Raw genomic sequence first — 12,325 nt, 5'->3', positions numbered from 1 at the left:
ACATGCTGATCTTTCTTGACACAGAATTCACAAAACTCGACCGCCCGGACTTGATCAGTTTGGCTTTGGTGGCGGAAGATGGGCGCGAGTTCTATGCAGAGCGTACTGACTACGACCCCAGGCAATGCAGCGATTTTGTCCGCGAGCACGTCTTACCTCTACTGGGGCGCGTGGAAGGCGCGGGGTGCTCTCGCTTGGATTTAACGATGCGGTTGCGTGATTGGATCTTGCAACTGACGGAGCCCGCGACGTACGTCTTTGACTCACCCAAAGACTGGCATTTGCTTGCTGTGGCGATGTTAGGACGGCCACAAAAGTACCCGCCGGGTGATTTTGGGAAGCAATTATTTTTAGATAGCGCTGTCTTCTCCGATGCAAATTTCAAAAGTGCTTCGAGCACTAGCTACACCTCGGCGATGCCTGAGCACCACGCCCTAGCAGATGCACGCGCCTTGATGGCTGGATACCGGGCATACCGTGGTGAATAGCTCACCAGTTCCCGTATCTTCACAATTCAACGACCGACGCTAGCACTGTGCAAGCTTTAGTTGAACGCTACTAGGACGTAACAGCAACTTTAGAAGATGTGTTAGGTGCGCGATAGCGAGGCGCTTCAATCACCGGCGATAGGGCCGGGGGAGACCTGCCGACGGCTGGCGCAATATAGTTGAAAGCTGGGCAACAACGGCCACCAATCTTCAAGCACAGGGGTAAGTCGACCTTCGGCAATATGCTCCTCGACCACCTCGAAGGGTACGTACGCGAACCCCATGCCGTCCAGTGCAGCTCGCCCCATGGGGAACGAGTTGTTGAACGTGACTTGCCCTTGGACGCGGACGGTTAAGCACTGACCTTCTTTTTCGAAATCCCAAGCGTTCGATGGCCTCTCGCTTCATGCTAACAAGCGGCCGGTAAGTCACGTGTTTTTGAGCTTCGATAAGAGGCAGTTATCGAATCCTATTGGAATTCACTGGTTACACGTAGTGGGGAAGGGGCACAAGGCGGCAATGGTCGCTCTGTCGCCGGTGGCGCGCTTCGCTCTCGTCAACACCTGATGCAGCGTCAACTGCCCATCACACCGGCCAAATGGCTGCCGAGCACACCGTAAATTGGCAGTCTGGGAACCGTCTAGTGGGCCCGTATCACCGACGCGCGCCTATGGCGCATCATGCGGTGCTTTTTTGACCAGGTCGCAGATGTCGTGGAGGTTGACAGCCCTGGGACGGCGGAGAAGCTGTGCCGTGCCAACACCCACTGAATACGCAACACCCACGCCACGCATGCGCTGGAGCGCGGCGCTCACGACCGCGCGTGACAACCTGCGGTACGCCTCCGTCCAGACCACATCTATCTACCTGCATGGAAATGAGGTCAAGCCAGCGCGGCAGCTGGATGCAGGCTTTGCAACTGCTCAGGCCCCGCGCTGAACAACTTTCAGGCGTATGCCATGGTCCCTGTTATAGCTTGAGGCTCTCATTATCGAGAGATTTGCGCCTTCGAATAGGTGAAGACCAAGAGGGACGCCTGGCCGCCCACTGCTTTTGACGCGGGAAATCAGCTTCGGCTCATCAACCTACAGCAACTTGGTCTAGTTGCTGACAAAGCGGCTCGGCCCCACTCGGCACTCTAGTGCTAGGGGCTCGCCGCCAATACCATCATTAGTTCAGCAGCGCTCCACGCGCTGTGGCAGGGCTGCGTTTCAATCTTCCATTCAATTCGAGGAGAGCGTCACCATGTCCATTACGGTCAACGGCGTCGACACCCTGCCACCAGTAGACCCCCGCGTGTCTCTACTGGATTTTTTACGCGAGCATCTGCACCTTACTGGTACCAAGAAGGGCTGTGACCAGGGCGCATGCGGTGCCTGCACAGTGTTGGTTGACGGGGAGCGCGTGCTTTCCTGCTTGGCACTCGCAGTGCAGTATGAGGATCGAGCTGTCACTACTATCGAAGGGTTGTCTGTCTCGGGGAGACTGCACCCTGTACAGCAAGCCTTTGTGGACCATGACGCTTTTCAATGCGGCTACTGCACGCCAGGGCAAATCTGTTCGGCGGTTGCGTTGATCGACGAATGTCATCGAGGTCAAGCCAGTCTTCTCACTCCTGATCTTTCGAGCATTGTGACTTGGCTCTCTCGCGAAGAGTTGCGCGAACGCATGAGTGGCAACCTCTGCCGGTGCGGCGCCTACAACGGCATCATCGCGGCGCTTGAGGCAGTCCTCCCGGGGCAGACCGATACAACGGCATCGACCGTAGCTTCCGTCGTCGGCGTAGAGGAGCCAGAGGCCACCACATGAAATCGTTCATATACACACGAGCCAATAACGTCGCACACGCGATCCAGTGGGGCCAGATGCCGGAGGCCAAGTATCTCGGTGGCGGAACCAATTTGGTCGACCTGATGCGCGAGACTCTGGAACAGCCCGAAAACCTCATAGACGTCACTCGGTTGCCCAGCACCATCGAGCGCACAGCGGATGGAGGTCTGCTGATCGGTGCCGCAGTGCGCAACACGGTGCTGGCCAACGATTCCACGGTACGAGAAAGCTGGCCCTTGCTTTCGCGCGCGATTCTCGCCGGTGCATCCCCACAAATCCGCAACATGGCGACAGTAGGTGGCAACCTCATGCAAAGGACCCGTTGCGCCTATTTCTATGACGCAGCGGGCTCGCGATGCAATAAGCGCCAACCGGGCCAGGGATGCGATGCGATCGACGGTTTCAACCGCATGCATGCAATTCTGGGAGCCTCTTCGTTCTGCGTTGCGACACATCCTTCCGACATGTGTGTTGCATTGGCGGCCTTGGACGCTGTTGTGCACCTGCAGGGGGCACAAGGGGATCGCAGGTTGGCGCTGCTGGATTTTCACCGCTTGCCGGAGGATCACCCGGAGATTGAGACTCAACTGCTTCCTGGTGAGCTGATCACAGCAGTGGAGTTACCGGCAGGTCTGATCGCATCCCACAGTACGTATCGCAAGGTGCGAGATCGTTCAAGTTACGCCTTTGGCTTGGTGTCTGTAGCGGCAACGCTGGCATTGGAAGGTGGCGTTGTGAAGGAAATGCGTCTTGCCTTGGGCGGCGTCGCGCTGAAGCCTTGGCGTTGCCACCAAGCCGAAGCGGCGCTAAAGGGCCTGCCAGTAACACCCGAGAACTTCGCTGCGGCGGCAGATGCGGAGCTGATCGCAGCGCAAGCCTTGAGCGGCAATGCCTTCAAGATTGACCTGGCACGGCGAACCATTGTTTCCGTGCTGACTGAATTGGCGGAGGTTGCACGATGAACATGTTCAAGGACGCCGCACAGGCCCTCATGAAGAAAGCCATCGAAGTGGCGCCCGATGCTTGGATGCCCGGTGGCCACCCGGACCCGCTCATCGCGCGCCGTGATGGCTTCATTGGCGCGGCTGTATCACGCGTGGATGGCCCACTTAAGGTTCAGGGAAAAGCCCGGTTTGCGGCCGAGTTTCCACAACAGGGCATGCTCTATGCCGCTTTGGTATTCAGCACCATTGCCAAGGGTCGTATCTCCAAGCTGCAGACCCAACTCGCGCAAGAATCGCCTGGCGTCGCCCTGGTCATGACCCACCACAACGCGCCCCCCATGAAGGCACCACCTTTGTTCATGTCAAATGCCAAAGCTGCCAGCGGCGATGATTTACCCGTGATGCAGGATGACCGGGTGCACTGGAACGGCCAACCTGTTGCCTTGGTGTTGGCCGAGACCCAAGAGCAGGCGGATGCGGCGAGCGCGTTGGTGTCTGTCACATATGAAACGGAACCTGCCATAACCTCCTTCGCGGCGGGTAGGGCGCATAGCATCGAAACGGGCGAATTCCAGGGGGAGCCGCTTGAGACACTTGTGGGTGATGCCGACTCAGTGCTGAAAGAGGCTCCCTTCCAGGTAGATGCGAGCTACACCACACCACGCCATAACCACAATGCCCTCGAGCTGCACGCCGCAACAGTCATGTGGAAAGGGGACGAGCTGTTCGTGCACGACGCGTCTCAGGCGGTGGTGCACACGGCCTGGACGCTTGCACAAATCTTCGAGCTGGACGAGAAGAATGTCCACGTCACCTCACCCTTTGTCGGTGGGGGATTCGGTGGCAAGACCCTCTGGCGTCACCAGATTTTGGCCGCCGCTGCATCCTATCTGGCGGGCCGACCCGTGCGCATCATGCTTTCGCGCGAAGGCGTCTATCGGGTGGTGGGTGGGCGTACCAATACCGAACAGCGCGTGGCGATCGGCGCCCAGCCAGATGGGCGGTTTGACGCACTGATCCACACCGGCGTCAGCGTGATGACCGCGCATAACAAGATGCCCGAGCCCTTTATCCTGCCAGCGCGGAGCGTCTACGACTCACGCAATTTCAAGCTGCGCGTCGAGGTGACCAAGCTGGACATGCTGGCTAACACCTTCATGCGAGCGCCAGGGGAATCGGTGGGCACATTCGGTCTAGAGTCCGCCATCGATGAACTGGCTGTCACCATGGGCATGGATCCCATCGAACTCCGCCTGCGCAACGAACCGGATAAAGATCCGACCACCGGCGCGGCGTTTTCTTCACGCCATCTGGTGCAAGCCTACCGGAGTGGCGCTGAACGATTTGGCTGGGGACGACGCCAGGCGCCGGGTTCTCGACGCGAGGGCCAATGGTTAGTGGGCCTGGGGTGCGCCACCGCCACCTATCCCTACTACCGCATGCCCGGAGGGGCTGCACGCGTCACCCTACGATCCGATGGTCGTGCAAAAGTGGAAATCGCTGCCCATGAAATGGGCATGGGCACAGCAACCGCTCAGGTACAAATTGCCGCAGAAAGACTGGGCTTGAGCATGCACGATGTGGAGTTTGTCTATGGCGATTCCTCACTTCCAGGCGTGGTGCTCGCTGGCGGCTCTCAACAAACCGCCTCCATCGGCAAGGCTGTAATGATGGCTTGTGACGCCCTCAAGGACGAATTGGTGAAGTTGATCGACAAGTCATCACCTTTGGCCGGAGTGAAAGCCGACGAGTTAGAGTTTGCAGATGGCAGCCTTCGACGTGTTGGCGAACCATTGCATGCGCAGTCTTTCGTGGCATTGCTTCAACAGGCCGGCAAAGACGAAGTCATTGCACTAGGAAAGGCACCCCTGCCGTTGGAGGTTCAGCATTGGTCTATGCACTCTTATGGCGCCATGTTTTGTGAGGTCCGGGTCGACACTGTCACTGGCGAGCCTCGCGTCAGCCGTTTTTTGGGATCGTTCGACTGCGGGCGCATCATCAACGCCAAGCTTGCCACAAGCCAGTTCCGAGGAGGCATTGTGATGGGACTCGGCCTGGCCCTGACGGAGGAAACCCAGTTCGACGAGCGCAACGGGCGCATCATGAACCGTAACCTCTCCGAGTACCACGTTCCAGTGAACTTAGACGTTCCAGAGATCGACATCATGTGGACCGATGTAGCGGATCCCCACACTCCGATGGGTGCTCACGGCATTGGCGAAATCGGTATCACCGGGGTGGGCGCCGCGGTGGCCAATGCCGTCTACAACGCGTGCGGGAAACGAGTGCGCGATCTGCCGATTCGGCTTGATCAACTGCTTTGACGACCCACCGCCATTAGCCCACTGTCGGAATAAGCCCCCTCAGAATAAGACTCTTTTTTTACCGGCTTACGTGAAGGCGTGTATCTGTGTGATACGCGTTCACTGAACGCCCGTTTTGAATGCCAGTCATGAAGCCTAAACATGTCTACGACCTCGCACAGAAAGCGGTGAATGCCTGGATCGACGATTTTGCGCCAAGTATGGGGGCGGCAATTTCATACTACACCGCTTTCTCGGTGGCACCTCTGCTTGTGATTGTGATTGCCGTGGCCGGCGCGGTATTCGGCCGCGAGGTGGTGACGGGACAAATCACGGCGCAACTGACGGGACTGATAGGCGCCGATGGCGCCGGCGTGGTCCAAGCCCTGGTGGCCAGTGCCAGTGACACAGAGCGCGGGCTGATCGCCGGGGTCATTGGCTTGGTGGTGATGTTGATTGGCGCCACCACGGTATTTGCAGAATTGCAGAGTGCGCTCGACCGCATCTGGCACGTGTCCGAACGGATGAAGCCTAAAGGGGTTTGGGCGATCTTACGCGCCAGGTTATTGGCGTTTGGCCTGATTCTGGGATTCGCTTTTCTGCTGATGGTTTCCCTGGTTGTGAGTGCGGGAACCGTGGCGATCGGTACCTGGATCGGCGGCTTGATGCCGGGTTCGGCGGTATTGCTCTACGTGGTGAACACGCTAGTTTCGATTTTGTTTACGACAGCATTGTTCGCCATGATTTTCAAACTGATGCCTACAGTACCTGTAGCGTGGCGCGATGTTTGGGTAGGGGCAGTCGTCACCTCACTATTGTTTGAGCTCGGAAAGGCGTTGATAGGCCTCTACCTGGGGCACAGCGGCCTGACGGAATCGTACCAAGCAGCGGGATCGTTCATTGTGTTGCTGGCCTGGGTGTATTACGCCGCGCAAATTTTTCTGCTCGGTGCGGAGTTCACCAAGGTTTATGCCGATGAACACGGCTCTCTGTCGGGTGACCGCCAACGGCTAGATCCAAACGCCGCACATCCTGAACACAAAGCACTACCTTAACCCGAGGCCTGCCGACAGCAAGCTCACTTCGTAAAAGTGTTTCCACTGTTTAATCGATACAACCTCGCCGGACAAGACTTACGCAGAAGCAGCACCATTTCCCGCAGGTCGGTTGGCTAGGCTGAAGGAATACTGGCACCTTTGACCGATAAAAGATGTGTATGTTTGATGCACATCATCGATCAGCCATCAACCATCCAGGAAGCTCTTCATGACAGATCTACGCAGGTTTAAAGGAAAGGTTGTCATCGTGACCGGTGCCGCCTCAGGCATCGGCCGCGGAGTAGCAGAACGTTTCTCGGCCGAGGGAGCGCTGGTAGTGCTCTGTGATATCGACGTTCAAAAACTTGAACAAGTTACCAAGTCGCTTGACCCCGAAAGAACCCACAAGGTCATCTGCGATGTCTCCCAATATCCCGAAGTCGAGGCACTGGTTACCTCCACCGTCAAACAATTTGGCGGTGTCGATGTATTGGTCAACAACGCAGGTATCGCATCTGAGGGTGACGTGCTCGAAGTGTCGTTGGAAAGCTGGAATCAAACTGTGCAGACTGACTTAAACAGTGTGTTTTACAGTTGCCGCGCAGCCCTCCCGGAGTTGATTAAACGAAAGGGGTGCATCGTCAATACGGCTTCCGTATCTGGCCTAGGCGGCGACTGGAAGATGGCGGCCTATAACGCGGCCAAAGGTGGTGTTGTCAATCTCACGCGTGCGGTGGCGATGGACTTTGCTGCGCAAGGGGTACGCGTGAACGCGGTATGCCCCTCGCTCACCCATACCGGCATGACGGAAGACATGGTGACAGACGAAAAGTTGGTTGAGAAGTTCAAAGAGCGTATTCCTCAAAAACGCTATGCGGAGCCTGCGGACATTGCGGCCGTGGTGGCTTTTCTCGCAAGCGAAGATGCGCGTTTTGTCAACGGCGTGAACCTCCCCGTCGATGGTGGCTTATCTGCTTCCAACGGACAGCCGGCCATGTAGTGTGAAGAGGTATGTTAGCAACGCAAAACAGGGTCTTCTTTGGCCCTTTTGAGAAGGCTAGACCATGAGCAAGACCGTAGGCGAAATACTGACAACAACCCTGGCGGAGATTGGTTCCAACCAGGTGTTCGGTGTAGTGGGTGACGCACTAAATGCATTCACCGACGCCATCCGGCGTGACGAACGTATGCACTGGCTTGGCGTGCGACACGAAGAGGGGGCTGCATTAGCTGCAGCCGGCCAAGCCAAAGTCACCGGGAGATTGGGGGTGTGCGCAGGCACTACCGGTCCCGGTGCCACCCACCTGTTGGCGGGGCTATACGAGGCTCGCCATGACCATGCCCCAGTACTCGCCATTGCCGGTGATGTGCCGACCTCTCTCTGGGGTATCGATCATTTGCAGGCCGCAGACCACGTGCAGGCCTTCCGCGACGCCTGTGTTTATTCGGCCTCTGTGGTATCTGCCGACGCTGCCCCGGCTCAGATCCACGAAGCGATTGCCCGGGCCTATAGCGAGAGGGGTGTCGCGTTACTCAACATTCCACAGGATGTGTTTGAAGGTAAGACTTCTAAACCACCACGCAGTACAGCCACATTACGCCAACGCCTGCCCACTGCGCCAAATCCAGCCGATGTTGCCGCCGCAGTCATGCTCATCAACGCAGCCAAGAAGGTGACGCTTTTTGTGGGCCATGGGGCCGCGGATGCGACGGAGGAAATACTTGCTTTGGCGGATCGACTACAAGCTCCGGTCGTGCACAGCTACCGAGCTCTAGACCAGTTCGCATTTGACGACAGTCGGGTGGTCGGCGGTTTGGGGTTGATCGGCTCCAAAGCCGGGTACGAGGCAGTTCAGAACTGCGACTTGCTGCTTATGGTCGGAACCGACTACCCCTACAGCGAGTTTTTGCCGCAAAAGACCAAAGTAGTCCAAGTCGATGAACGTGCGTTCGTGATTGGGCGGCGGTTGTCGGTGACGCAGGGAATTGTCGGTAGCAGCCAGCCCACCCTTGCCGCAATCCTTGCCTGTGTCAAACCGAAAGACGACGCGAACTTTCTTGTCGCTACGCAAAAAGAATGGAACTCTTGGCGTGCCATGTTGGATGAAAAGGCCGATCCCGCACGCTCACACGATGTGGTGCATCCGCAGGCGCTGGTGCGTGCGGTCAGTGACTTCGCCTCGGACGACGCCGTGTTCAGTGTGGACACCGGTACCGTTACCCTTTGGACGGGAAATTGGTTGCGCCCAAGGGGTCGCCAAGTCATCACGGGGTCGTTCAACAATGCGGCCGTCGGCACCGCGCTTGGCATCGCCAATGGTGTCCAAGCATTAGATTCAAAACGCCAAGTGATTGTCATGTGCGGGGACGGTGGTTTTGGCATGCTGATGCAAGAGTTCGCCACCTCGGTCCAGCACGGCCTGCCTCTCAAGGTTTTTGTCTTTAACAACGGGGGATGGGGACTTGTCCATCTCGAGATGGAAGAGGCTGGGCTGCCTGCCTACAAACAAGGTGTGAATATCCGCAACCCCAACTTTGCGCTATTCGCCGAGGCCTGCGGCGGGCAAGGCTTTCGCGTCAGCAAGCCCGGAGAACTGCGAGGCGTAGTGCAGAAAGCTTTGGCCACGCCGGGTCCGGTGGTGGTGGATGTCTTGGTGAACGCGTCTGAAATCCCGCCTATGCCGCACGTGGAAGTTAGCAACGTTTGGAAATTTGGTCTTGGAAAGATACGGGAGGCTCTTTCTTAAGAGAGCAGGCCGATCGTTTGAGCAAGAAATGGCCTTCATGCGGAACGTGGGTTCGTGGGAACGGCCAAAGACGCCGTGCCCCAAGAGGCGAGATTGCCTTCTACCCTTTTGAATCAGGGGAATTCGGCTTAGGCCTAACGCAAATGACCTCCTCGATGAATAAGACGAAGATCAGGTCGATTCTGATTTAGCGCTTTTTTCCGCCTTGAATGCGCCACGTATATTCATTGCACAAAGGCAAATCTGAAGCAGTAGGAGTGCGGGAGCATGGGCAAAAAGGGCCCACACGACCCAGGTCACGTTGCTCAAGATGAAAACGCCGAAGCCCCAGCCACGTTTGCGACGTTGATCGGACGCGACTAACCATGAGGCCACCACCGTAAAAACCATGGCTGGCCACTGTACAAGATCGTAGTCGAGTTGAGAAATATCCATTTTTTGTCCCTATGGCACCAATCCACCGCACCGGATCGCCCTCGCTCAAAATGCGAGCTTGGAACATAGCAATTCGTCACCCCGTCTCCGGATTGTCAAGCTGATGTGGATCGGTGTTCCAAGCAGTGTGCTCGCGCAGAACCGTATGGATTGCAGGACGCCAAACTGCGCCAACGTAGGAGGGCGCTGGCGATTGATTCGTCTGCCTTAAGCCACCCAGTCGGGGATGGTGAGGCCTTGATAAGAGTCGGCAGCAGCCACCTCGCGCAGTCACGCGGTTGGTTGATGAGGGTAACGCGTCGGTGTTTAGCAGCTCTCGTTTAACTAAGAAATATTCCGCCTTTGCCATTCCTCTTGCCCTTAAACATTTCATGATCCGCGCGGCTCAAAAGCTCTGCCTCGGATTCGTGGGGCGCGGAGAGAGCAACACCAATCGTGGCGCTGACGCTCACCAATTCACCTGATGCAATCTGAAACGGCTGCCCTATGGCTGATGCCACACGCTCCAGCACTGACCGCCATTCCTCTGGGGCTACGGTGGTCAGGATTAAGATAAATTCGTCGCCTCCGATCCGTGCCGCGGTGTCCGAGGGACGGAGATTTTCGAGCAGGCGACGAGAGACCTCTTTGAGTAGCTGGTCTCCCGCGAGATGCCCGTAGACATCGTTGATCGGCTTGAATCCATCCAGATCGAGGTAACAGACGGCGACCTGGGTGCCTTCGCGCTTTGCGATCGCTAATGCCTGAGCTAACCGATCTGAGAGCAACAGTCGATTCGGCAACTGGGTCAGAGGGTCATGAAATGCGGTATGCGAGAGCTGCTCATGGGCTTGCCTTTCGGCCGTGACATCGACGGCCATCAGGAGAATTTGACCATGCGTCAGCTGAGCGGCACCAAGATCAACCCAGATGGCTTCGCCACTTTTCTTCACCATGTGCAGTCGCGCTCGACACTGAGACCCACCTTGAAGAGGCGCATAAGCTTCGTGTCCGATGCGCTCAAACGCCGCGTCGTCCGTATGCAGAACGCGCGACGATTTGCCCACCAGCTCACCGGCCCCATAACCAAACAACTGCTCGAAGCTGGGGTTTACCCAACTGAACACCCGATCCTTAACCTTGGCCATGCCCACCAACGTGCTTTCCAACATGGCGGTCTGCTCCCGTGCCAGGCGCTTGATATCGGTCACATCTCTTCCCGATCCAAAGATCAGAACTTCACCACCGATTTCCGCCACCCGCAGCTGAAGCTCGACATCGATAACTGTGCCGTTTCGCCGACGGTGTTGCACGTCCACGCGTTGGTGATCCCTATCTCTCAGCGAAGCAATCCAGGCGTCGATTTGCTTGCGGGTCTGATTCGCATCCCAGTCTGAGATATGTTTTCCGATTAAATCGTCTCGCGAAGAACCCAACATTTCTGCGAAGGATTCGCTCATCTCGACCAGCACGCCGTTTTGGTTAACGATGTGGATCCCATCTCCCGCGACCCGCAGCAGCGTTTCGGTCCGCAGGCTTTGCCTCGCAGCTTCTGTGAGAGCAAAGGCTTCTCGGTTGTTCGAGCGATAGAGCAGAAAGGTGGCTACCACCACGAGTGTCCAAGACAATGCGGCCAAGAGCGACACCTGCAAGGCCTGTTTCTCCCATGCTTTAAAAAACCGAGTGTGGCCGATCCCGGCGTACACCACAAACGGCCAGTCTTCTACGGATCTATAGGCGGTGGTTCGAGTCTCTCCGTCGAACAACACTTTGGAGACAAATGAGCCGCTGCGTGGGTTGGTTCGCATGGCAAGCTGCAGCTCACTGGAGGCGGTAGTACTACCGACATCGGTTTTCCCCACCATGCCAGGGGAATGGCGTGCCACGAGACGAAGATCTGTCCCGCGCAGGGTGATGGCGTCCCCTTCATCGAGCTCATACCGGCTGAACATTTCATCAAAATGGTCCACTGCCACACTCACATAAAGGATGCCACTAAAGCTTCCATTGATGCGGAGCGGCTGGAAAAAACCCAAGACCCAGTGACCCGACACCCTAGACAATAGGGGTCCAGCCACGATGCTGTGGTTTCCGAGGTGCTCTTTAGCCTGCTGAAAGTAGCTGCGGTCGGCTATATCTACGGGAGCACCGGCCGGTAAATCATTTCCCCAGCGGACGCGAGCCGAACTATCCGCTAAACGGAAAGCCTCGACGCCGTTCATGAGCTTTAAGCGAGACACTAATACTTGGTTGATGACGTCATCAGGTGCGACACCTGGTTGCAGCCGTTGGAGTTCGTCCACCGTCGTGCGCATGACGGCGTCTGCCCGGCTGAGTTCGCTGCCGATGTTGAGCTGAACGATGGCTGCGATGCTCTCAGCAATCCCCTTAGCTTGTTCTTCATATGACCGCTTGGACGCCGTCAGAACCAAATAAAGCAAAAGACCGAGCAGCAATGCGACAACGGCATTGGCTAAGACGACAAGCACAAGCAGCTTTCGTCGTTCATTTAATTGAAGGCCGACCAAGGACCGTGGATTGACCTGCGGCATACGCAGCCTC

9 protein-coding genes and 1 pseudogene are annotated in these 12,325 nt (G+C 57.0%); 7 read left to right on the top strand and 3 right to left on the bottom strand.

What is annotated here, in order from left to right; genetic code table 11:
• The first annotated feature begins 2 nt into the window (after positions 1-2).
• A complete protein-coding gene (locus ACPWMG_RS13735; protein ID WP_483300050.1) occupies positions 3-488 on the top strand; it encodes a hypothetical protein in 486 nt (161 codons plus the stop codon).
• Between the two features lie 125 nt (positions 489-613).
• Here ACPWMG_RS13735 and ACPWMG_RS13730 read toward each other — a convergent pair.
• Positions 614-820 (bottom strand): annotated as a pseudogene (locus ACPWMG_RS13730) (hypothetical protein); the annotation flags it as partial.
• Positions 821-1,733: 913 nt separating this feature from the next.
• Here ACPWMG_RS13730 and ACPWMG_RS13725 point away from each other — a divergent pair.
• The 6 genes from ACPWMG_RS13725 (at position 1,734) to ACPWMG_RS13700 (ending at position 9,349) form a co-directional block, all read left to right on the top strand.
• Positions 1,734-2,297 (top strand): (2Fe-2S)-binding protein, encoded by a 564-nt coding sequence (locus tag ACPWMG_RS13725; RefSeq protein ID WP_483300049.1) that lies wholly within the window; start codon positions 1,734-1,736, stop codon positions 2,295-2,297.
• Positions 2,294-3,280, top strand: a complete 987-nt coding sequence (locus ACPWMG_RS13720) for an FAD binding domain-containing protein (protein ID WP_483300048.1) — start codon at positions 2,294-2,296, stop codon at positions 3,278-3,280. Before ACPWMG_RS13725 ends, ACPWMG_RS13720 begins: the two co-directional genes overlap by 4 nt.
• Positions 3,277-5,586 carry a xanthine dehydrogenase family protein molybdopterin-binding subunit gene (locus tag ACPWMG_RS13715; RefSeq protein ID WP_483300047.1) on the top strand — a complete coding sequence of 770 codons (2,310 nt, stop codon included), beginning with the start codon at positions 3,277-3,279 and terminating at the stop codon, positions 5,584-5,586. Before ACPWMG_RS13720 ends, ACPWMG_RS13715 begins: the two co-directional genes overlap by 4 nt.
• Before the next feature lie 128 nt (positions 5,587-5,714).
• Positions 5,715-6,620: a YihY/virulence factor BrkB family protein gene (locus ACPWMG_RS13710; protein ID WP_483300046.1), complete on the top strand. Its 906-nt coding sequence runs from the start codon at positions 5,715-5,717 to the stop codon at positions 6,618-6,620.
• 211 nt (positions 6,621-6,831) lie between these two features.
• Positions 6,832-7,602: a meso-2,3-butanediol dehydrogenase gene (gene budC, locus ACPWMG_RS13705; RefSeq protein WP_483300045.1), complete on the top strand. Its 771-nt coding sequence runs from the start codon at positions 6,832-6,834 to the stop codon at positions 7,600-7,602.
• A gap of 64 nt (positions 7,603-7,666) precedes the next feature.
• On the top strand, positions 7,667-9,349 hold the full coding sequence (locus ACPWMG_RS13700) for a thiamine pyrophosphate-dependent enzyme (RefSeq protein WP_483300044.1): 1,683 nt from the start codon (positions 7,667-7,669) through the stop codon (positions 9,347-9,349).
• Positions 9,350-9,520: 171 nt separating this feature from the next.
• Here the strand turns inward: ACPWMG_RS13700 and ACPWMG_RS13695 are convergent, their stop codons facing one another.
• On the bottom strand, positions 9,521-9,784 hold the full coding sequence (locus ACPWMG_RS13695) for a hypothetical protein (RefSeq protein WP_483300043.1): 264 nt from the start codon (positions 9,782-9,784) through the stop codon (positions 9,521-9,523).
• A 320-nt stretch (positions 9,785-10,104) separates the two neighbouring features.
• Positions 10,105-12,315 (bottom strand): bifunctional diguanylate cyclase/phosphodiesterase, encoded by a 2,211-nt coding sequence (locus ACPWMG_RS13690; RefSeq protein ID WP_483300042.1) that lies wholly within the window; start codon positions 12,313-12,315, stop codon positions 10,105-10,107.
• Between the last annotated feature and the right edge of the window lie 10 nt (positions 12,316-12,325).

The organism is Hydrophilobacter chitinilyticus (assembly GCF_049860745.1).
GTDB lineage: Bacteria > Pseudomonadota > Gammaproteobacteria > Burkholderiales > Burkholderiaceae_C > Rhodoferax_B.
The sequence above is the reverse complement of the archived record's forward strand: the minus strand, read 5'-3'. Positions and strand labels throughout refer to the sequence as shown.

Bases quoted from the DNA above. Each gene is read 5' to 3' on its own strand.
- ACPWMG_RS13700 (WP_483300044.1), top strand. From the start codon at position 7,667: ATGAGCAAGACCGTAGGCGAAATACTGACAACAACCCTGGCGGAGATT.
- ACPWMG_RS13720 (WP_483300048.1), top strand. From the start codon at position 2,294: ATGAAATCGTTCATATACACACGAGCCAATAACGTCGCACACGCGATC.
- ACPWMG_RS13710 (WP_483300046.1), top strand. From the start codon at position 5,715: ATGAAGCCTAAACATGTCTACGACCTCGCACAGAAAGCGGTGAATGCC.
- ACPWMG_RS13695 (WP_483300043.1), bottom strand. From the start codon at position 9,784: ATGGATATTTCTCAACTCGACTACGATCTTGTACAGTGGCCAGCCATG.
- ACPWMG_RS13715 (WP_483300047.1), top strand. From the start codon at position 3,277: ATGAACATGTTCAAGGACGCCGCACAGGCCCTCATGAAGAAAGCCATC.
- ACPWMG_RS13735 (WP_483300050.1), top strand. From the start codon at position 3: ATGCTGATCTTTCTTGACACAGAATTCACAAAACTCGACCGCCCGGAC.
- budC (WP_483300045.1), top strand. From the start codon at position 6,832: ATGACAGATCTACGCAGGTTTAAAGGAAAGGTTGTCATCGTGACCGGT.
- ACPWMG_RS13690 (WP_483300042.1), bottom strand. From the start codon at position 12,315: ATGCCGCAGGTCAATCCACGGTCCTTGGTCGGCCTTCAATTAAATGAA.
- ACPWMG_RS13725 (WP_483300049.1), top strand. From the start codon at position 1,734: ATGTCCATTACGGTCAACGGCGTCGACACCCTGCCACCAGTAGACCCC.